The sequence below is a fragment of the Nocardia cyriacigeorgica genome (assembly GCF_010858045.1).
GTDB classification, from domain to species: Bacteria; Actinomycetota; Actinomycetes; order Mycobacteriales; family Mycobacteriaceae; genus Nocardia; species Nocardia cyriacigeorgica_E.
In genome coordinates this window covers 1-20,762 of the sequence record NZ_JAAGVC010000028.1, presented here as the reverse complement: position 1 = coordinate 20,762, position 20,762 = coordinate 1, and the positions used below count along the sequence as shown (strand labels likewise).

The 20,762-nt window shown below is 69.8% G+C and carries 20 protein-coding genes; 10 read left to right on the top strand and 10 right to left on the bottom strand.

What is annotated here, in order from left to right; translation table 11 throughout:
• Positions 1-146 precede the first annotated feature (146 nt).
• The gene (locus tag GV790_RS20815; RefSeq protein ID WP_163815197.1) at positions 147-1,430 is read left to right on the top strand and encodes a GAF domain-containing protein; all 1,284 of its coding nucleotides are present in this window, start codon (positions 147-149) and stop codon (positions 1,428-1,430) included.
• A 104-nt stretch (positions 1,431-1,534) separates the two neighbouring features.
• On the opposite strand, the gene GV790_RS20810 is transcribed toward GV790_RS20815, so the two are convergent.
• Positions 1,535-1,954 (bottom strand): limonene-1,2-epoxide hydrolase family protein, encoded by a 420-nt coding sequence (locus GV790_RS20810; protein ID WP_163815110.1) that lies wholly within the window; start codon positions 1,952-1,954, stop codon positions 1,535-1,537.
• 80 nt (positions 1,955-2,034) lie between these two features.
• On the opposite strand from GV790_RS20810, the gene GV790_RS20805 reads away from it, so the two are divergent.
• Entirely contained in the window at positions 2,035-2,472 is a 438-nt protein-coding gene (locus GV790_RS20805) for a hypothetical protein (RefSeq protein ID WP_163815108.1), read from the top strand.
• A gap of 12 nt (positions 2,473-2,484) precedes the next feature.
• On the opposite strand, the gene GV790_RS20800 is transcribed toward GV790_RS20805, so the two are convergent.
• A complete protein-coding gene (locus tag GV790_RS20800) occupies positions 2,485-3,267 on the bottom strand; it encodes a TetR/AcrR family transcriptional regulator (protein WP_163815106.1) in 783 nt (260 codons plus the stop codon).
• Between the two features lie 109 nt (positions 3,268-3,376).
• Between GV790_RS20800 and GV790_RS20795 the strand changes: the two genes are divergently transcribed.
• Positions 3,377-4,576: an FAD-dependent monooxygenase gene (locus GV790_RS20795; RefSeq protein ID WP_163815104.1), complete on the top strand. Its 1,200-nt coding sequence runs from the start codon at positions 3,377-3,379 to the stop codon at positions 4,574-4,576.
• Between the two features lie 167 nt (positions 4,577-4,743).
• On the opposite strand, the gene glyA is transcribed toward GV790_RS20795, so the two are convergent.
• Positions 4,744-6,039: a serine hydroxymethyltransferase gene (gene glyA, locus GV790_RS20790; RefSeq protein ID WP_163815102.1), complete on the bottom strand. Its 1,296-nt coding sequence runs from the start codon at positions 6,037-6,039 to the stop codon at positions 4,744-4,746.
• A gap of 230 nt (positions 6,040-6,269) precedes the next feature.
• Entirely contained in the window at positions 6,270-7,475 is a 1,206-nt protein-coding gene (locus GV790_RS20785; protein WP_163815100.1) for a DUF885 domain-containing protein, read from the bottom strand.
• Between the two features lie 180 nt (positions 7,476-7,655).
• Between GV790_RS20785 and coaA the strand changes: the two genes are divergently transcribed.
• Positions 7,656-8,588, top strand: coding sequence for a type I pantothenate kinase (gene coaA / locus GV790_RS20780; RefSeq protein ID WP_163815099.1), 933 nt, complete (start codon positions 7,656-7,658; stop codon positions 8,586-8,588).
• A 29-nt stretch (positions 8,589-8,617) separates the two neighbouring features.
• On the opposite strand, the gene GV790_RS20775 is transcribed toward coaA, so the two are convergent.
• The gene (locus tag GV790_RS20775) at positions 8,618-9,406 is read right to left on the bottom strand and encodes an isoprenyl transferase (protein ID WP_081597448.1); all 789 of its coding nucleotides are present in this window, start codon (positions 9,404-9,406) and stop codon (positions 8,618-8,620) included.
• 235 nt (positions 9,407-9,641) lie between these two features.
• Between GV790_RS20775 and trhA the strand changes: the two genes are divergently transcribed.
• The 4 genes from trhA to GV790_RS20755 all read left to right on the top strand — a co-directional run bounded on the left by trhA (position 9,642) and on the right by GV790_RS20755 (position 13,140).
• Positions 9,642-10,265 carry a PAQR family membrane homeostasis protein TrhA gene (gene trhA / locus GV790_RS20770; protein ID WP_163815195.1) on the top strand — a complete coding sequence of 208 codons (624 nt, stop codon included), beginning with the start codon at positions 9,642-9,644 and terminating at the stop codon, positions 10,263-10,265.
• 76 nt (positions 10,266-10,341) lie between these two features.
• Entirely contained in the window at positions 10,342-11,925 is a 1,584-nt protein-coding gene (locus GV790_RS20765) for an adenylate/guanylate cyclase domain-containing protein (protein ID WP_228806577.1), read from the top strand.
• A 145-nt stretch (positions 11,926-12,070) separates the two neighbouring features.
• Entirely contained in the window at positions 12,071-12,238 is a 168-nt protein-coding gene (locus GV790_RS20760) for a hypothetical protein (protein WP_163815097.1), read from the top strand.
• Entirely contained in the window at positions 12,235-13,140 is a 906-nt protein-coding gene (locus GV790_RS20755; protein WP_163815095.1) for a phosphatidylinositol mannoside acyltransferase, read from the top strand. Before GV790_RS20760 ends, GV790_RS20755 begins: the two co-directional genes overlap by 4 nt.
• A 172-nt stretch (positions 13,141-13,312) precedes the next feature.
• Here GV790_RS20755 and GV790_RS20750 read toward each other — a convergent pair whose 3' ends face one another.
• Entirely contained in the window at positions 13,313-15,433 is a 2,121-nt protein-coding gene (locus GV790_RS20750; protein WP_280212920.1) for a thioredoxin domain-containing protein, read from the bottom strand.
• A 189-nt stretch (positions 15,434-15,622) separates the two neighbouring features.
• Complete coding sequence (locus GV790_RS20745) at positions 15,623-15,889, bottom strand: hypothetical protein (protein WP_163815091.1); 267 nt, start codon at positions 15,887-15,889, stop codon at positions 15,623-15,625.
• A gap of 1,471 nt (positions 15,890-17,360) precedes the next feature.
• On the opposite strand from GV790_RS20745, the gene GV790_RS20740 reads away from it, so the two are divergent.
• Entirely contained in the window at positions 17,361-18,023 is a 663-nt protein-coding gene (locus GV790_RS20740; protein ID WP_163815089.1) for a hypothetical protein, read from the top strand.
• 16 nt (positions 18,024-18,039) lie between these two features.
• Here GV790_RS20740 and GV790_RS20735 read toward each other — a convergent pair whose 3' ends face one another.
• The 3 genes from GV790_RS20735 to GV790_RS20725 all read right to left on the bottom strand — a co-directional run bounded on the left by GV790_RS20735 (position 18,040) and on the right by GV790_RS20725 (position 19,581).
• Positions 18,040-18,396: a DoxX family protein gene (locus tag GV790_RS20735; RefSeq protein WP_163815088.1), complete on the bottom strand. Its 357-nt coding sequence runs from the start codon at positions 18,394-18,396 to the stop codon at positions 18,040-18,042.
• Between the two features lie 155 nt (positions 18,397-18,551).
• Positions 18,552-18,908, bottom strand: coding sequence for a VOC family protein (locus GV790_RS20730; RefSeq protein WP_163815086.1), 357 nt, complete (start codon positions 18,906-18,908; stop codon positions 18,552-18,554).
• A gap of 34 nt (positions 18,909-18,942) precedes the next feature.
• Entirely contained in the window at positions 18,943-19,581 is a 639-nt protein-coding gene (locus tag GV790_RS20725) for a glyoxalase (RefSeq protein WP_163815084.1), read from the bottom strand.
• A gap of 227 nt (positions 19,582-19,808) precedes the next feature.
• Here GV790_RS20725 and GV790_RS20720 point away from each other — a divergent pair.
• Positions 19,809-20,762, top strand: a 954-nt coding sequence (locus GV790_RS20720) for an ATP-binding protein (RefSeq protein ID WP_218586447.1), incomplete at its 3' end; no start/stop codon positions are given.

Here is a 20,762-nt window from a genome sequence, read left to right as displayed (position 1 = left end):
TTCTCCAGCGGATCTGTGAGCTACAGCACACGTCACCGGATCCGGTGTCACAATCGTTGCAAGGCGTTGCAACATCGGTGTGCGCACGCGGCGAGGCGCGCGAGCCTCGCCCGGCCGCGCGCACCGAGCAGATCAGGATGGATGTCGTGGGCGAATTCGGCGCGATCGAACCGGGGACGGACCTGCCCCGGTACGCCCGCGACCTGGTGCGCATGCACGACGCGGTGATCAGCGGCGGACGTTCGCCGTTGCGGCCGCGCACCCTGGTGGCGCGCTCGTGGTCGCGCGTCCTGGCCGCGGGGCTGGTACCCGACCAACCCAATGCCCGCACCGTGCTCGGGCTCGACGAGGTCGAGCGACGCCGCCGGATGTCGCCGCTGGCGGGCGTGATCACTGAGTTGATGCAGGTGATCGCCGGGGTCGCGGATGCGTCGCAGCTGATCATGGTGGTCACCGATGCCGACGGCGTGGTGTTGTGGCGCGCCGGCTCACCGCGGGTCCGCAACCGTGCCGATGGTCTGGGTTTCCAGGAGGGCGCCACCTGGACCGAATCGGTGGTCGGCACCAATGCCATCGGCACCGCACTCGCCGAAGCCAGTCCGGTGCAACTGTTCTCGGGTGAGCATTTCGAGCAGTCCCAGCATCCGTGGTACTGCACAGCGGCGCCGATTCATGATCCGCGCACCGGCGAACTGCTGGGTGTGGTCGACGTCAGCGGGCCCGCGCTGACCCTGCATCCCGCACTCACCGCACTGGTCGGCGCGGGCGCACGGCTGGCGGAGGGCCAGATCGCGCGGCTGCAGCAGGATCGGCTGGAACGGTTGCGCAGCACCGCGATGCCCACACTGTCCACGCTGAACGGTCCCGCCCTGCTGGTAGACGAGCACGGCTGGGTGGCCCACGCCACCGGCATCGCCACTCCGCAGCGCATCGCCATCCCGAATGCCGAACGCGCGGTGCAGGTCCCGGGGCTCGGCGTCTGCTCGGCGGAGCCGTTGCGCGGCGGTTGGCTGGTGCGGCCGCTCGGGGCGGGTGCGCACGCCGGGATCCGGATGAACCTCGACCTGTCCGGTACGCCGGTCGTCAGCGCGGTGGGCGGCGAATCCGATTGGCGCAGTTCATTATCGGTGCGGCACGCGGAGATCCTGCTGCTGCTGCATCTGCGTGGGCGGCGCGGGATGTCGGTCGCCGATCTGAGTCACGCCCTCTACGGCGATCCCGATCATGCGGTGGCCGTGCGGGCGGAACTGTCGCGGCTGCGGCGGGTGCTCGGCTCGATCATCGAGAGCAGGCCTTACCGGCTCGAGCCGTCGGTGACGCTCACCCTGACCCTCGGTGACGTCGACCGGCTGGCCGAGTGCGCCTTCGTCCGGCGCTCCACCAGCCCGGGCGTTCGGGCGCTGGCCGCGGCGGGAACCGGCCTCGGCTGACAGGCTGTCGAAGCCGGCCGCTCGCCGGGCACCGGCTTCCTCGCCCTCGGCAGCGGCGCTACGAGGTGATTTCGCCGGCGCCACACCCCGCCCGGTGCCCTGTCTCAACCGCGCGAGAACACGGCCTTGAACACCCCCGCGACCACTCCGCGCAGGAAGTTCTCCCAGCTGAAGTGGTCGTGCCACAGGATGATTCGCCCGTCGCGCAGTTCGAAGGTACCCGCCACCCAGAAGGAGATCCGCACCGGACCGAAGCGCAAGATGTCGGTGCGGTCGGTGAGCACGATAGGGCCGTCGGCGGCGATGTGGTGCATGACGGCGGCGAAACCGAACTGATCCCGGCTCAGCCCCCCCAGCACCTGCGCCACCCGGCGTTCGCCACGCACATCCGGTAGCGAGGTGTTCTTCCAGACGATGTCGGGATGCAGCAGTTCCAGCGCCTCGCTCACCGCGCCGATTTCCAGCGCGGCGAAGAATTCGCGCACCGTGGTGATCGAGTCCTGCTCCAGCTCGATTTCGCTCATGGATCGAGGGTAGGCGGTGCCCGCGCCGGAGGCGGCCCATTCCGCCTCCGGATTCGGCCCGCCGGCGATACGTTGGGGCTATGACCACTCGGGATGAGATCGAGTCGTTTCTGGATGAGTATCAGGCCGCGCTGTCGGCCTACGATGCCGAACGGTCGGCCGCGCTGTGGGGCATGCCCGCCACCATCGTCAGCGACGGCTTCGTCGGCGCGCTGCATTCGCGCGCGGAGCTGGCACAGGCGCTGTCCCAGGCCTATCCCTTCTACCAGCAGCTCGGCCTGGCGCGCGTCGGCCACACGCTGCTCGACCACGTCGATCTGACGGCGAGCATCGCCCGTGTGCACGTGCGCTGGCATTTCTACGACGACGCCGACGAGCTGCTCACCGACGGCGACTACGAATACCTGCTGCGCCGCGACGACGACGGCCCGCACGCTTATGTCGCGGTGGCGATCGACGAGATGGAGAAGCTGACCAAGCTGGCCGCGGAGAAGGGCATTCAGCTGCCCGGGACGTGAGGGGCAGGCTCGTCACGAAGGCCGCGTTCGATCCGGACGGCGGCTCGGCCGACTCTCGTGGCCGGAAACCCGATCCGCTCGGCGGTCGATGAGCGCTTGCAGTCCGTCGAGGATGCGGTCGATGCCGAAGTTCAAGGCGTCGTCGCGCGCCGACGCGCCGCCCGCTTGCTCACCCATGGCCGCGGCGACCGCGGGATATCGGTCTCCCGCCGCCTCCATCACCTCCGCCATCTGCCGCATCAACTGCTCCTCCATCCCGTCGGCGGCGGTGCCACCGTTCTGCAGGGCGAGGCTGCGCACATGACCGTTGAGCACGACGACGGTGTCCAGCCGCTCCGGGCCGGTCAGGCCGATTCCGGCCATCACCGATAGGGCGGCCTCGAGCCAGCCGAGTTCGTTCGGCCCCATCGGCCGGATCCCGGCGGACAACTCCAGCGACCACGGGTGCGCCCGGTAACGCCGGAAGATCTCCTCGGTCCAGCGGCGTAGCCCGGCCCGCCACGGCGCCTCCTCGGAAAGCGCCTGGGCCGCAGCGATATCCGGGGGTGCGCCGAGGGCCTGCTCGAGCATCAACGCCGCCAGTTCGGCCTTGCCCGGAACATAGCGGTACAGCGACATCTTCGTGTAGCCGAGCCGTTCGGCGACCCGCTGCATGGAGACCCCCGCCATCCCTTCGGCGTCGGCCAGTTCGATGGCCGCGCCGACGATGGCCTCCAGCGACAGCGACGGTTTCGGGCCGCGCTTGGCCTGCCGCCCGGTACCCCAGAGCAGTTCGACCACGGTCGGAGCCGGCATCGCGATGTCCTTTCCGGAAAGGAGTTGACCAGAAACTGTGTCTACCATACGCTAATCCGCGTCCGCAGGAAACAGTTTCCGATGGACGCTATTCGTTGAAGGAGCCATCATGCGTAACAAGACCGTCCTCATCTCCGGCGCGAGCATCGCCGGGCCGGCCCTCGCCTACTGGCTGGATCGCTACGGTTTCGACGTCACCGTGGTCGAACGCGCTGCCGAGCTGCGCCCCGGCGGCCAGGCCGTCGATTTCAAGGGCGCCACCCATCTGACGGTGCTCGAGCGCATGGGCCTGCTCGACGCCGTGCGTGCACGCCGCACCGGCGGCGCCGACATGGTGCTGGTGGACGCGGCGGGCAAGCGTCGCTCGGTCATCTCCGGCGATTTCACCGGCGGTGACCTCGAGATTCTGCGCGGCGATCTGGCCGAGCTCATGTACGAGCGCACCAGTCAGCGGTGCACCTACCTCTTCGGCGATTCGATCAGCGCACTCACCGAGACCGCCGACGGTGTGCGGGTGGAGTTCGAACACGCACCGGCCCGCACCTTCGATCTGGTCTTCGGGGCCGACGGTGTGCACTCACGGGTCCGCGCGCTCACCTTCGGACCCGAACGCGACTACGTCCGTCACCGCGGCTACTACTACGCCCTCGCCAATTCGGGCACCGGGTCCCGGCGCACCGGCGAGCCGCGCCGCGAGGTCGCCTACGCCCATAACGCGCCGGGCAAACTCGCTGTCAGCGGCGGACCGAAGGCCGAGCAGATGTACATGTTCGCCTCCCCCGAACTCGATTACGCCCGCGACGACGAGCAGGCGCAGCGCCGGATCCTGAAGCAGGCCTTCGCCGGCGTCGGCTGGGAGGTGCCGCGGATGCTCGCCGAACTGGACGAGGCGGCGAACGTCTACCTGGATTCGCTGAGCGTGGTCGAGATGACCTCGTGTGTGCGCGGGCGGATCGCGCTGGTCGGTGACGCCGGCTACGGCAACACCCTCGCGGGGTTCGGGACCGGGCTCGCCGTCGTCGGCGCCTATGTGCTCGCGGGCGAACTCGCCGTCGCCGGCGGCGATCACACCGCGGCCTTCCCGCGCTACGACGAGATCATGCGGCGCTACAACAAGATCGCGGGTTCCAGCAATCCTGGCCGCTTCCTGGCCCCCAAGACCGCCTTCGGCATCCGGGCGCGCGACTGGTTCCTGAACTCGCCGCTGTTCGGGCTGATGGTGAAGCTCGGCGACAAGGGCGCCAACGATATCGAACTGCGCGATTACCCGGCCCTGGTCGCCGCCGGTGCGGATTCGGCCGAGCGGTAGTGCGGATGCGGTCGATCGGACGCGCCCGGGCCACGAGCGGGATGAGCACCCGATGGTCCGCGCGGGCGCAGGAACCCGTGGGCACATCGCCGCCCGGAAACGGCGCCGCGCCCACGATTCGGCAGGTGCCGATCGCGGGCGCGGCGTCCGGAAAACGTGGCGGGATCTCAGCCCAGCAGGCGCCAGTCCTCGAGACCCTGGTACAGCGGCAGGTCGTTGGCCAGCTTGCGGACCCGGCCGCGCAGCGTCTCGACATCCGAACCACCGGCCAGCGCGGTGCCGATGATGTCGGCGACCTCCGTGAACTCGGTATCGCCGAAGCCACGGGTGGCCAGGGCGGCGGTGCCGATGCGCAGACCGGAGGTGACCATCGGCGGGCGCGGATCGAACGGAACGGCGTTGCGGTTGACCGTGATACCGATCTCGTGCAGCAGATCCTCGCCCTGCTGACCGTCGAGCTGGGAGTTGCGCAGGTCCACCAGCACCAGGTGCACGTCGGTGCCGCCGGTGAGCACGCTGATGCCCTTGCCCGCGACGTCGGCGGCACTCAGGCGCTCGGCCAGGATCTTGGCGCCGGACAGGGTGCGCTGCTGCCGCTCGGCGAACTCGGCGGTGGCCGCGATCTTGAACGCGACGGCCTTGGCGGCGATGGCATGCATCAGCGGCCCGCCCTGCTGGCCCGGGAACACCGAGCTGTTGAGCTTCTTGGCGAACTCCTGCTTGGCCAGGATCAGGCCGGAGCGCGGACCGCCGAGGGTCTTGTGCACGGTGGAGGAGACCACGTCGGCGTAGGGCACCGGCGAGGGGTGCAGCCCGGCCGCGACCAGACCGGCGAAGTGCGCCATATCGACCCACAGGTAGGCGCCGACCTCATCGGCGATCTCCCGGAAGGCAGCGAAATCCTGATGCCGCGGGTAGGCCGACCAGCCCGCGACGATCACCTTCGGCCGCGCCTCCAGGGCGATCTTGCGCACCTCGTCCATGTCGACGCGGTGATCTTCCTTGCTGACGCCGTAGGAGTGGACCTCGTACAGCTTGCCGGAGAAGTTCAACCGCATGCCGTGGGTGAGATGGCCGCCGTGGGCCAGGTCCAGCCCGAGCAGCTTCTCGCCGGGGTTCATCAGCGACATCAGCACCGCGGCGTTGGCCTGGGCGCCCGAATGCGGCTGGACGTTGGCGAACTCGGCGCCGAACAGTTCCTTGGCGCGTTCGCGGGCCAGGTTCTCCACGACGTCGACGTGCTCGCAGCCGCCGTAGTAGCGACGGCCCGGGTAGCCCTCGGCGTACTTGTTGGTGAGCACGCTGCCCTGCGCCTGCAGAACCGCGCGCGGCACGAAGTTCTCCGAGGCGATCATCTCGAGGGTGTCGCGCTCGCGGGCGAGCTCTCCTGCCATCGCGGCAGCGACCTCGGGATCGAGTTCACCGAGAGACTGGGTATTGACAGAAGCGGTCGTCTGCGTCACCCGGACAGTCTATTGGCTCCCGCGGCCCGGACGGGCACGGGGTCTGATAGCACATCGCGCGCCCTTCCGCGCCGATTCCGCCGCGGAACATCGGGACCGGTTTCATCGGAACTCCGCCCGGCCGCCTTCGATCTGATGGCGCCTGGCCGGATCAGGCGGGCCCAGCGACGTGCGCTCGGTGGTTCGGCAGATCACCGCATGCCCGGCCGTGGGCGCGCAACTTCGGCAGTTCAGGCCGGCTGCATCGCCCGCACCGCCCCCGGCGTGAGCGGTTCGTCGAGCAACCGGCGGAACCGGTCGGCGCGCTCATCGGCGCCCGCTGCGCCGTCCAGCCAGCCGCCGAGCAGCCGGTAGCCCTCGACGTAGGTGCTGATGTAGGCCCGCCACAGCGGCGAGGACAGGAAGCGCAGTGACTGGCGAGCCCGTTCCGGCGTCGTCAGGTTCCAGCGTTGCAGGAACTCGGCCACCTCGTCGGCGTCGCGGCCGCGATCGTGCAGCAGCAGCGCCGCGTCCTGGCGCACCCCGAGCAGCTGCGCCGAGGCCTGCGACAGCCGTTCGGCGCGTTCGCCATCGAAGCGCAGGCCGAGATCGGCGTAGATCTCCTGCGCCCAGCGGCCCCAGCCCGGCCCGACGATGGCCTCCAGCGCCAGATCCGCCAGACCCTCGGCCATCAGGCACTGCGGGGTGTTGACCAGGAACAGCGTCTGCTCGGCCTGCCCGGCGGCCACCAGCCCGGCCTCCTTGCGGCAGTGCTCGGTGTGATGGCCCGGGTAGGCCTCGTGCGCGATGAGCCGTGGCAGGTTGGCCATGTGCTGGCGCAGGTCGGAGTTGATCGCGACCGTGGAGTGGAAATTGCCGAGGTAGTAGTTGAAGCCGGACCACGGCTTGTCGCCGACGATCTCGTAGGTGACGTGCTCATGGTCGGGCAGCGGATAGCGCTCACGCACCAGCTCGCGCAGCGCGCTGGAGAACGCCTCCACGCAGGCGGCCAGCCGCTCCGGCGGGATCTCGTCGGCTTGGCGGTGCGCGGCGACGCGTTCGGCCAGCGGTCCGTCGCCGGCCAGCACCTCGTCCATCTTGCGGTGTGCGTCGCGGTAGTCGGCCTCATCGCCGGGCGCGATGTCGACATCGAAGTAGGCGCGTACCTCGTCGATGAAACCGATGTCGTCACCGGCGAACTTGCGCGCCGAGCATTCCAGTGCGCGCAGGTGCACATCGAGGAACTCGGTACGTTCGGGCGCCAGCCCCGCCCCCGGCAGTTCGGCGCGCAGGGCCGCGGCTCGTCGCGCGAGTTCGCGCGGCTGCGGCGCGGGCGCGTTCTCGACCTCCCGGCGCAGTGCGGGATCGCCGGTGAACGCGTCGACGAAACCCGCTTCGAGCCGGTCGAAGGCCAGGCCGAGCCGCAGGTAATCGGTCACGAGCGGATGCGCTTCCATGGCAGCCGACGATAGCCGGTCCACCAGCGCGACGCCGAGAGTTACCGGCCGGTAGGTGACCCCCTTTTCCCGGTGTGCGGCGGCGAGGCGCAGAATTCAGCCATGCGGCCACAGATAGTCCGAATCTCACAGCGCCGGTGCGATATGTGTGCGTGTTTGCCGGAATGGAGCGTCGGGTAAGTGGCACGGATGAGCGAGCCGAGTCCCTATGTGGAATTCGATCGGAAACAGTGGCGCACACTGCGGAAATCGACTCCACTGGTGCTCACCGAGGAAGAACTACGCGGCCTGCGCGGTCTCGGTGAACAGATCGATCTGGAAGAGGTCGCCGAGGTCTATCTTCCGCTCGCCCGGCTCATTCATTTGCAGGTCGCCGCACGTCAGCGGCTGTTCGCGGCCACCGCGACCTTCCTCGGGGAAAAGCACCCGGACCAGCAGGTGCCATTCGTGATCGGTGTGGCTGGCAGTGTCGCGGTGGGTAAATCCACCACCGCGCGCGTGCTGCAGGCCTTGCTGGCGCGCTGGGATCACCATCCGCGAGTGGATTTGGTCACAACCGACGGGTTCCTCTACCCCACTGCCGAACTCACCCGCCGCGGCATCATGCATCGCAAGGGATTCCCGGAGAGCTACGACCGCCGCAAACTGCTGCGTTTCGTCACCGAGGTGAAATCCGGTGCGCCGGAAGTGTGCGCGCCGATGTATTCGCATATCTCCTACGACATCGTGCCCGGCGAGTTCCATTGCGTGCGTCAACCCGACATCCTCATCGTCGAGGGCCTCAATGTCCTGCAGACCGGGCCGCGGTTGATGGTGTCGGATCTGTTCGACTTCTCCATCTATGTCGACGCCCGCATCGAGGACATCGAGAACTGGTATGTGCAAAGGTTTCTCAGCCTGCGCAAGACCGGGTTCGCCGATCCGAAGGCGCATTTCCACCATTACGCACGCTTCACCGACGAGGAGGCGACGGCGGCGGCCAAGGACATCTGGAACTCGACCAACCGGCCGAATCTGGTGGAGAACATCCTGCCCACCCGCCCGCGCGCGACGCTGGTGTTACGCAAAGACTCCGACCACACGATCAATCGGCTGCGGTTGCGGAAATTGTGAGCGGTGCCGCAGCGCGGAACCGGCGCTGCTCAGACTCCGAATCGCCGGTGCCGCGCCGCGAAATCACGCAGTGCCCGCAGGAAATCCACCCGCCGGAACTCCGGCCAGTACGCCTCGGTGAACCAGATCTCCGAATACGCGCTCTGCCACAGCAGAAACCCGGACAACCGTTGCTCACCGGAGGTGCGGATGACGAGATCCGGGTCGGGCTGGCCGGAGGTGTAGAGGTGCTGGCCGATGGCGTTGACGGTGATCGACTGCACCAGATCCTCGCCGGTCTCCCCCGCCGCGATCTCCTGGCGGACCAGCGAGCGCACCGCGTCGGTGATCTCCTGCCTGCCGCCGTAGCCGACGGCCACGTTGACGTGCACCCCGTTACGCCCGCTGGTGCGTTCGGCGGCGGTGCGCAGGCGCTTGGCGATCAGCTCGGGGAATCCGTCGAGCGAGCCGACCAGTCGCACACTCCAGTTCTGGTCCGGCGCCGACAGTTCCTCGACCACGTCGGTGATCACTTCGAACAGCGTCTCCAGCTCTTCGGGATCGCGGCGCAGGTTCTCGGTGGACAGCAGGTAGACGGTGACCATCTCGATGCCCGCGGCCTCGCACCAGCCCACCAGTTCGGCGATCTTGAGCGCACCCACCCGGTGCCCGTGGCTGACGTCGGTGAAGCCGTTTTCCCTGGCCCAGCGCCGATTGCCGTCGCACATCACCGCAACGTGGCGGGGATGCTGCTTGCCTGCCAGCTGCTTGGCCAGCCGGGCCTCGTAGACGCGATACGGAAAGCCACGCACCCGACTCGGAAACTCCACGGCGTCCAACAGTACGCCTCGTCACGTTGTCGGCGGCATCGGCCGCGTTTCCCGGTACAGTGACGATCGGACCGGCAACCTACGGTTCCGTAGGTTACTCGCGAGTTAACTCAGGAGGTAGTTCGTGACCGACCCGGTCGATGCCACCGGCACGCCCCGCCTGCACGACAGCACCGCGGCCGACGACGCCGCCGACGACGCCATCAATCCCGCCGAGGCGCTCGCCGCACTGGTCAAACCGAGCATGCGCGGCTGGATCCACACCTGGGCCGTGGGGATCGCGGCGATCGCGGTCATCGCCCTGGTCGGAGCGGCGAGCACGGTGTCGGCGACGGCGGTGTGGTCGACGCTGGTCTACGGCCTCACCGTGTGCCTGTTGTTCGGCGTCAGCGCGGTGTATCACCGCGTCACCTGGCAGACGGTGCGCGCCCGCATCCGCATGAAACGCGCCGACCATTCGATGATCTTCCTGTTCATCGCCGGTAGCTACACCCCGTTCGCGCTGCTCGGCCTGCCCGGCGCCACCGGCCGCACGCTGCTGATCGTGGTGTGGGCCGGCGCGCTGGCCGGCGTCGCGTTGAAACTGCTGTGGCCGACCGCGCCGCGCTGGGTCGGCGTTCCGCTGTATCTGCTGCTCGGCTGGGCGATCGTGCCGGTGGCGGGCGAGCTCTACGACAATGTCGGCCTCGCCCCGCTGATCCTGCTGCTGATCGGCGGCCTCATCTACAGCGGCGGCGCCATCCTCTACGCCACCAAATGGCCGAATCCGTGGCCGGAGGTGTTCGGTCACCACGAGTTCTTCCACGCCGCGACGGTGCTCGCGGCCCTTGCGCACTACGTTGCGGTTTGGCTGGTGCTGCTGCGCTGACCGCCTCCGGCGTTCTATGCTGCTCGTTCGTGTCAGTCGCTGCCGCAATGAGCATCGCGCAGCCCGAGCGCACGCCATGATCGCCCGTCTGGTGGTCTGGGCGCTCCGGGCGCGCTGGGGCCTGGCCGCGGTGGTGATCACCTGCAATCTCAGTGGTCTCGCCGTCATCGTCACCCAGCTGTGGCTTGGCGGGTTCTTCGACCGGCTCGGACCCGACATCCTGCGCGCGCTCGCCGTCGTCGCGATCTACCCGGCCATTGGTTTCCTGGTCGGCATCGCCTTGGCCATCCGCGACCGCACCGTCTATTTCGCCTGGCTCGACCAGACCCGCAAACCCACGCCGGACGAGGCCAGGCGGCTGCTGCGGCTGCCGATCGCCATCACCACCCGCGCCCTGGCGCTATGGCTGCCAGGGGTGATCATCGCCGCGATCGTGCTGGCCAGGGTGACCGAGCAGGACGATCTGGCGGTGATGGCGTCGATGTTCGTCATCGGCGGCCTGGAATCGGCCGGGCTCACCTTCTTGATCGTGGACCGGCTGATCCGCCCGACCATTCCGATCGTGGCCGGGGTGCTCGGGGCGACCATGCACTGGAGTTCCACGGTCTTCGTCCGGGTGGTGCTCACCTGGGCGGTGTCGGGGGCGATGCCGCTGTCGATGTTGATCGTGGTGCTGGCCGATCCGGTGTCCGGGCCGTCCGACCGCATTCGCACCGGCATCTACGTGGCCGCGCTCGGCATCATCGTCGGCGCGCTCGCCACCGCGACGCTGGCCCGCGCGGTGGCCGCCCCGATGCGCAAGCTGCGGCTGGCCCTGGACCGAATCACCCACGGCGATCTCGACGTCCGGGTGTCGGTGAACAGCGCCAGCGAGATCGGCAGGCTGGAGCATTCGGTGAATCAACTGGCCGCCGCGCTGCGGGAGCGGACCAGGATGCGCGATGTGTTCGGCAGGCACGTCGGCGACGAGGTGGCCGAGCGGGCGCTGGCCGGCGGGGTGGACCTGACCGGCGATGTGCGCGTGGTGTCGGCGTTGTTCGTCGACGTGACCGGCTCGGTGGAGATCTCCACCGGCCTGCCGCCGCAGGAGTTCGTGGCCAAGCTCAACCGGCTGCTGTCCATCGTGGTCGCCGCGACCGAGGACAACAACGGACTGGTCAACAAGTTCGAGGGCGATGCCGCGCTGTGCATCTTCGGTGCGCCGATCGCACTGCGCGACAACGCCACCCCGGCGCTGCGCGCGGCCCGCCGCATCCGCGACGAGGTGCTGGCCACCGGCGAACTCGATATCGGCATCGGAGTGGGACGCGGCCAGGTGTTCGCCGGTGACGTGGGCACCGACACCCGGCTCGAGTTCACCGTCATCGGGGACGCCGTCAACGAGGCCGCACGACTCACCACCGCCGCCAAGGCCGTGCATCGGCGAATCCTGGTGAGCGAGTCGGTCATCGAGGCGGCCGCGCCGCACGAGCGCGCCAAATGGGAGCCCTATGGTGAACTGCCGCTGCGCGGTATGAGCGACCCGACACCCTCGTGGACCGATCTGCCGCAGGACGAAACGCCTGCCCCCGGCCCGGGCGCAGACGATGCCGCAGCCCCCGTCGACCCGTCGCGCCGCACGCCCGACCCCGACCGGCGGCCGGCCGTCGGCCCCGGCTGAAACGGGAGCCGGGCCCGGCCGACAGGCCCCAGACGCGGACCCGGCCCGTGTGTTCAGGCCGCCGGACCCGCCCAATCGGGCCGGAAAACTGGGCAAAACGACAGCCGGACGCCCACGGTTCACCTACCGAGAGGACACTTCAGGGATGAATCGAAAATCTTCGCCGTCGAGCCTGTTCAGTCATCTCGACGAAACCACACCCACCTCCGCCTCGGCCGAGGACAGCGCCGCCGTCCCGCCGGTGTTCAGCAGCGCGGGTTCCGGCTCCGCACCCAGTGATGAGGCCGGCGGCACAGCCGGCGGTGATCGATGAATCTCAAAGCCACGGCCGTGGACCTCGGGTACGCGGCGGGCTGGGGGCTGGTGCGGGCGCTGCCGCAACGGTGGGCGCGCGGCATGTTCGACCGTGCCGCCGATCGCGCGGTCCGCGACGGCGGCCCTGATCAGTTGCGGCGCAACCTGGCTCGGGTGCTCGGCACCGCGCCGGAGCAGGTGCCCGACGAACTGATGCGCGCGAGCATGCGCTCCTACGCGCGCTATTGGTGCGAAGCCTTCCGGCTACCGTCCATGGATCCGGTTGCGGTGGCCGACATCATCGAATCCTCGGCCACCGGGCTCGAGCACGTGCGCGCCGCGGTCGACAGCGGTAGCGGCGCGGTGCTGGCGCTACCGCACAGCGGCAACTGGGATCTGGCGGGGCTGTGGGTGGTGCAGCGGATCGGTGCGCCGACCGTGGTCGCCGAGCGGCTGAAGCCGGAATCGCTGTTCCGAAGGTTCGTGCGCTTCCGTGAGGGTCTCGGTTTCGAGATCATCCCGCTCACCGGCGGTGCGACGCCGCCGTTCGCGCAGCTGACCGAGCGGATCCGGCAGGGGCGCGTGGTGTGCCTGCTCGGCGAGCGCGACCTGTCCGGCAGGGGTGTGCCGGTCACCTTCTTCGGCGAACCGGCCCAGATGCCCGCGGGCCCGGCCCGCCTCGCGATCGACACCGGCGCGCCGCTGCTACCGGTGCACTGCTGGTTCACCACCGACGGCTGGGGGTTCAGCGTCGGCGCACCGCTCGACACCACCGGCGGGGTGCAGTCGACCACTCAGGCGCTGGCCGACTCCTTCGCCACCGCAATCGCCGAGCACCCGGCGGATTGGCACATGCTGCAACCGTTGTGGACGGCCGATCATCGGGCGCGGGAGCAACAGCGGCGAACCCAGGCACGGTGACCGCACGGCACCGGCGCACAGCCTCGACCACCGGGCACAGCTTCGGCCGCTGACCATCACGCTCATCACCACGGCGGCGAAATCCCGACACCCAATCGACGCCCCGGCGGGACGCCCGCCCGCGACCGCATCGCCCACGGCCGACGGTTCGGGCCCCGCCCGGGCCGGACCATCAGCGGCTCAACGACTCCCGAAGCGCTTCGGCGGTGGTGACCGGTAGATCGCAGACCGACCCGCGGCAGACGTATGCCGCGGCCGCGTCGCCCACGGTGGGGCGATCGGCGAGCAGCGGTACCGAATCCGGTTCGGCGGCAAGGATGATCGCACCGCCGGGTGCGGTGGAACGGGCAGCTCTCCGCAGCTCGGCGGCAGCGAGGTCCGACTGGCCGGATGTCCCCGCACCGCCGTCGCGAACTACGGTGCGGGTACTCACCGCTTCCGACTGCTCGGCGCGCTGATCGAGGGCGCGGTCGTTGGTTGCGATGGCGATCGCGATCGGCCCGTGCAACGCCGCCTCGGCCACGGTCAGCCATTGGCCGGCCGAGCGCGGGGCCTTCGCCAGCACCACTGTCCCGCGCTCGAGGGTGCGGTCGGCGAGGTCGCGGTAGCGGACGGCCCGGTCGGTGGCGCTACAGGCCGATGCGGTGAGCAGCGCCTCCGCCAGCGAGGAGGCGCCGGCCGGCGTGGCGCCGTCGATCGGGTCGCGCGGGCGTGCGACGAGTGTTTCGGCGTCATCGGCGGTGTCGAACCAGCTGCCGGGAGCGTCGGGATCGGCGAAGTGCTCGATGGCCGCGTCGAGCAGCCGCTGCGCGTGCTCGAGCCATTCGCGCTCACCGGTGGCCTGGTGCAGCGCGAGCAGGCCGGTGGCGAGCCAGGCGTAATCCTCCAGCACGCCGGGCGCAGCGCCTGCCTGACCGCCGAGCGAGGCACGCAGCACCCGGTCGCCGACGACGTGTTCGGCCAGCAAATACCGGGCGCAGCGCGCCGCAGCTGCCAGCCAGTCGTCCCGGTCTTGCGCGGTGGCGGCTTCGACGAGCGCGGTGATCGCCATGCCGTTCCAAGCGGTGACCACCTTGTCGTCGCGATCCGGTTGCGGCCTGCGGGCTCGTTCGGTACGCAGGGCCGAGCGGATCCGCTCGAATCGGGCGGTGTCGTCCGGGTCGGTGTAGCGGGTGAGCACCGAGGTGCCCTGTTCGAAGGTGCCAGCGGTGGTGACGCCGAAGACCTCGGCCGCCCACGCGCCGTCGATGGGGCCGAGCGCGGCGACCAGCTCGGCGGGCGACCACACGTACGTCGCCCCCTCGATGCCCGGCTCTCCGGGCGCGATGTGGGTGTCGGCGTCGAGGGCGGAGGCGAAACCGCCGTGCTCGGTGCCGAGGTCGTCGCACAGGAATTCCACGATCTCACCGGTGACGCGGTGCGGCAGATCGTCGTCGGGCACCCGTCGAGCCAGGTGGGCGTAGGCGCGCAGCAGCTGGGCGTTGTCGTAGAGCATCTTCTCGAAATGCGGTACCACCCACGCGGCGTCGACCGAATACCGCGCGAATCCGCCGCGGATCTGGTCATAGATGCCGCCGCGCGCCATCGCCGCGCCGGTGCGGCGCAGCACGTCGAGGATCGTGTCGTCGCCGGTGCGTTCCCAGCTGCGCAGCAGCCCTTCCATCAGGGCCGACGGCGGGAATTTCGGTGCGCCGCCGAAGCCGCCGTGCTGCTCGTCGACGTCGCGCAGCACCGCCGCGACCGCGTGATCGAGCAGTTCGGTCGTGATGGTCAGCTCGGTGTCGGGCAGCCCGCCGGCCTGCCCGCGCAGCGCCTCCACCACTTGTGAGGAGGCCAGATTCACCTCGTCGCGCCGGTTGCGCCAGGTGTCGGCGACCGCGGTGAGCAACTGCTGGAACGACGGCATCCCACCGCGCGGCACCTTCGGGTAGTAGGTGCCGCAGTAGAACGGTTCGCCGGCCGGGGTGAGGAAGCAGGTCATCGGCCAACCACCCTGGCCCGTCATGGCGACCGTGGCGTTCATGTAGACGGCGTCCAGGTCGGGCCGCTCCTCGCGATCGACCTTGATGCAGACGTAGTTGTCGTTCATCAGCGCCGCCGTCTCCGGATCGGCGAACGACTCGTGCGCCATCACATGGCACCAGTGGCAGGAGGCGTACCCGATGGACAGCAGGATCGGCACATCCCGCGCCGCCGCCTCCGCCAGCGCCTCGGCATCCCATTCCCGCCAGTGCACCGGATTGTCGGCGTGCTGACGCAGATACGGCGAAGTCGCGGTGGCCAATCGATTCACAGTGCCAGCCTTCCACACCTGAACCCCGCAAAACACGGTCCACTCCCTACCGGACGCAAGCGGGCGCTCCCCATCTGCGGGAATCCCTGCGCCCCGAGTGGGAAACTGGATACGTCATAGTCCGTCGCCGCGCCCGCGGCGATCGGATGTGGTTACCGGTCAGCACACCCGGCCTCACCCGATAGGCGGTCATGGCGAGCAGGACAGCGCGATGAGCCGGCCGTCACCCATCGACCTCGCCGAAATGCGCGCCACGGTGGCCCGCTTGGAACGCGTGATCGCCGAAGCCACCGACACCGTGGCCGAGCTGAAGGCCGCCATCGCAGCCGCCGAAGCGCAGTCGGCGAGCGTCGTCGAGGTCGCCGGTGCCTCGACGGCGGATCCGATCGTGGGCGCCGCCGCGCCCACCACCGGGCAACCGGCGGGCCGTGCGCCGGGTCCGACCCCCTGGTCCAAGCGAAGATCCGCTGCGCCAGAAGCCGGACGCGCCGGATATCGGACAGCAGCTCCGCCCGCACTCCGGGCGGACAGCACGCGCGCGGCTGCCTCGCTCCCCTCGACCGTCGAGGCCGCCACACCCGCGCCGCAAGCCACCGTCGCATTGCCTAGCCCCGACCCCGGCGCGGGACGGCATCCCGGCAGCACCCGCACCAATGGGCCGCGGCCGCAGAATGCCGATGCCCCAGCAGCCATCGCAGCCGAGCGCCGGGCACGCAGTACCGCCGCCCCTGGCGACGGGTCGGACGACACAGCGCCCCACCGCGAGCGCCGGCCCGCACCGCCGCCTCCGATATCTGCCATCGCGCCCGACACTCCCGCAGGCGGCCAGAACTCCGCCGGCCCTCGGAGGCAGCCGACACCCGTCCCGCACAGCGAATCGACCCCCGACCGTGGGGTCACCCCCGGCGAGATCGGCGCGTCGCCGAGCGAAGGGGGCTCGAATGGGGCGCCACAACCCACGTCCCCTCGCGCCGGGCGGACAACGTCCGGGCTCGATGCCCTGCCGGAGCCCCTGCGTTACCTCCGCGTGCCCACAGTAGGCCGACCGCAGGCCGAGACCCACCCGGCTCCAGTGGCGCGACCGGCACCTATGCCCACCGATGCTTCACTGGCCAATTCTCGACCCACTACTACCCAACCGGGCAACGACCGACCCACTGCCGCCCAACCGGGCAACGACCGACCCACTGCCACCCAACCAGACGGCAGCATTCCACAACGCGATCAGCCGACGGCTTCCGAGCCACACGACCCCAACGCCGTAGCCACCGACGCCGGGCCGACCGCGACCGACGACGCCTCCCAGCCCGCGCCACCACCGCCGACCTCGCCTTTCGCGCCGGGCGCTGCCGCGGATGACCAGAACGGCCACACCCGCACCCTGAGGACACCTGCGGATCCAGTCGGATCGCCCCGGAGCCAAGGGCTCTCGCGCAGCTGGGACGGCGCGTTCGGCAGCGGCGACTTCCCGACCGAACCGACCACGAGCCAAGGCGCTCCACCCAGCGGAGACCACCCAACCGGCAGCAGCGACACCCCCGGCGGACCGACCACCAGCCAAGGGACTCCACCCAGCGGAGACCACCCAACCGACAGCAGCGACACCCCCGGCGTACCGACCACCAGCCAAGGCGCTCCACCCAGCGGAGACCACCCAACCGGCAGCGGTGACGCTCCGGGCACGGCGCCCCACCCGAGGTCCACCAGCTCAGGGCGGGCAGCGTCCAGCCCGTCCGCGCTCGACGCCCTGCCGGAAGCGCTGCGATCCCTTCGCGTGCCCACCGTGGGAAGACCGCAGGTAGCGGCCGCCCCGGCGCCGGCTGCGCGCCCGGCGGACCCGCCCGGTGCAGATAACCACCCGGCGAGCGCTGCACCCCCTGTGGCGCAGGCGAATCCCGCCCAACCGCCAACCGCGCACCCGGCTGCCATGCAACGGACCGCCCACCCAGCGACGAGCCCACCACCCCCGACTCCCGATCCGTCCGGCTCCGGCCTGCGGAACCCTCTTGCCGAGCTGGCGGCGCAGCGTGGGCTGACGCTGATCGGCTTCGACGATGCACCGCTCGATCCCTCTAGCCTGCGCGAGTTCGCCGAAGCGGTCGGCGATATGCTCGCCCGGTATCCGATCACCTTGCAGGGCATCGAGATTCGCCACCCGGCCGGTACCGCCCCGCCGCGCACGCTCGGTGCGGCCGCGCTGCCGCGTACGGACCCCTCGCCGCTCTGGCTGATCGTCGACAGCACCGCGCTGGTGCCGCGGCCGGCGGCGGCCCCTCGATCCCGAAAGTGGCTGCGTAGGCGGCGCATTGCCGATCGCACGGTGTATACAGCAGTGGTCCGGGCGTACGGCTGCGCGCTCGACGCCGCAGGCGACTTTCGCGCCCGCCAGGAAGCCCAGCGGCTCCTGGTCACCGAGTCGCTGCGCGGCGGACCGGATCTCGCGTTCAGTCCGTTGAATCCGGCCCAGGCCTTGATCGATGCCTTCACCGACGTCGTGTTGCACGACCGCCACGCGGGCAGGCAGGCCAAGGCCCTGCACGACATTCTGGTCACAATGGTGCGACCGGAGACCACCGAGGTCCCGTCTTGACCTACTGGTGGGCCGGCTAGCTGCCGGTCGCGACGAGCGTCAGCACCAACGATGCGGTGGCGAGCACGAGATAGAAACCCGGGTACACCAGATCGGAATAACCGCGTGCGCGGGCGAGCGTGGCCACCGCTCCGATGAAGTACAACACCAGGCCCGCCGCGGCGGCTGCGCCGAGCGCGGGGATCGCCAGGCCCGCGAGCAGTCCGAGCGCCCCGGCGAGTTTCACCAGACCCAGCGGGACGATCCAGGAGTGCGGCACTCCGTACTTGGTCATGTTGTCGAGCGTCCACCGGTTTCTCGCGAGATCGGAGGCGGCGGCCACGAAGGTGGCGAGGGCGGTGACGATCAGAGTGCTGGCCGTTGCGATGGACATCGTTCCTCCGGCGGGATGCGGGTGTGGTCGCTGGATGGACGAAACACACCGCGGCAATGTGATGGGTCCCCGGACGTTGCTCTCGTCACCTTCGACAGCGGACCCGCGTGCTCACCGCCGGGCGAACCCCTCGTCGTCCGGCGGTGAGCGAGTATTCAGCGGTCCTGGATGAGCCCGAGGACGTTGCCGTCGACGTCGGTGACGCTGGCGACCACCCGTCCCCCACCCACCTCGCGCGCCGGCTCCTTGACCGTCGCCCCCGCTGCGACGAGCTCGCCGAGCTTGGTGTCGATATCGTCCACGTGCCAGTACGCCACCGGCGAGGTCATCTTCTGGGGTCCGCCGTCGGGTACCAGCCCGATGTGCTGGCCCTCGGCGTCGAAGCCCACGTAGTAGGGCGAGTCGGTCTGCGGCGCGACGCCGAGCAGGGCGGTGTAGAGCTGCTTGGCGGCTTCCAGGTCCGTCACCGGGTGCAGGACGGTCTTGATTCCCTGGGTGGTCGAGCTGGTCATGGTCACTCCTCGAACTCGAAACGTGCTGGATGGGTCAGGCAGACGGGCTGAGGCTGGCCGCCGCCTCCCACACGAACCCGTCCGGATCGGTGCAGGGCGCGATGTCCGCGGCGAAGGCGATGCGGTGCGAGCCGCTGCCCTCGGCCGGCACACCGGCGTCCTTGGCGGCGGCCTTGCGGCCGTAGAGCGCCAGCTTCACCGCTGACGACGGCGCCTCGAACTCGACGTACTTGCTGCCGAAGCTCTTGCCCACGCTCAGCCCCTGCTCGACGTAGAACTGTTTGGTCGCCTTGACGTTGTCGACGCCGAGCAGCACCACGAATTCGTCGATCTCCCTGGTGGCGGGCCCGGTGTCCTTCTTCGCCGAGGTCGCGATCTTCCAGATCGAACCGTCCGGCGCCTGGACGACGCCGCCGTAGCCCCAGAAGCTCTTCTTGGCGGCCTTCACGATGGTCGCGCCTGCGTCGACGGCCGAGCCGATGAGGCTGTCCACCGTGCTCGGCTGCGAGACCACCAGCGACAACACGTAACCACGGAACCCGCTGGTCAGGGCCTGCGAGCCGCGCACCCGCAGCTTGTCGCCGAGACCGAACGCGGCGTCGTAGAAGGCTTCGGTGGCCGCGGCGTCGGTGGCTTCGAGGATGACGGACTGGATGGCGGCGGTGCTGGTCATGATCACTCCTGTGGTCGTGGGGCCCGGCGGGCCCGGTGTGCCTGTTGCGTTGAACCGGCTGTGTGCACAGCTTCTCGCCGGAGGGGCACCCACCACATCCGTGGCGACCACGGAACCGACCACGGATCGCGCGCACGCAGCGTCTGCGTGGCTGCACGGACGTCTGCGTACCGAGCCCGTATCGGACCGCGAAGTATGATCACGCGATCACGAGCAGGATGGGAGTCATGGCGGCGACGATGGAGATCTCGGCGCGCGAAGCCGAGGTGCTCTCGCTGGTGGGGCAGCATCTGAGCAATGCCGAGATCGGTGCGCGCTTGTTCATCTCGGTGCGCACGGTAGAAAGCCATGTGTCCTCGCTGCTGCGCAAGCTGGAGGTGCCGGATCGGCGAGCGCTGGCCCAGCACGCCGCGCCGCCGGCGGCCGCCGCGCAACCGCAGCCGGCCCCGGCCCTGCCCACGCCGCTGACCTCGTTCATCGGCCGGGCCCGTGAGCGCGCCGAGCTGAGCGAGCTGATCACCGAGCACCGGCAGGTGAGCGCCGTCGGCCCCGGCGGGGTGGGTAAGACCCGGCTCGCGCTGGCCGTCGCCGCCGATGCGGCCGCCGCCTTTCCCGACGGTGTGTGGTTTGTCGATCTGGTGCCGATCACCAGCCCCGATATCTGCGTCGTCGCCGGAACGGTCGCGTTCGCGCTCGGTCTCGGTGAGCAGCCCGGCCGCGGCATGGACGAGTCGGTGCTCGCCGCGCTCGCCGACCGGCAGGCGCTGCTGATTCTCGATAATTGCGAGCACGTCCTGGACGGGGTCGCGCCGTTCATCGAGCGCCTCCTCGCGGCATGCCCCCGGATGACGGTGCTGGCGACGAGCCGCGCCCGGCTGATGGTTCCGTTCGAGCGGGTGTATCCGGTGGCGCCGATGTCGCTGGCCGGTGCGGGCGATTCGGATGCGGTGGAGCTGTTCATGGATCGGGCGGCGGCCAGCGGCTGGCCGCCGAACAACGCACTGCGCGACCAGGTTTCGGCGTTCTGCGAACGGTTGGACGGTGTGGCACTGGCGATCGAGCTGGCCGCCGCCCGCTGGACCACCCTCGGCCTGGACGGTCTCGAAGCCGGACTCTCCGATCAGCTGCGCATGCTCTCGGGCGGCTCCCGCGCCGAGGACCGGCACCGTTCGGTGCGCGCC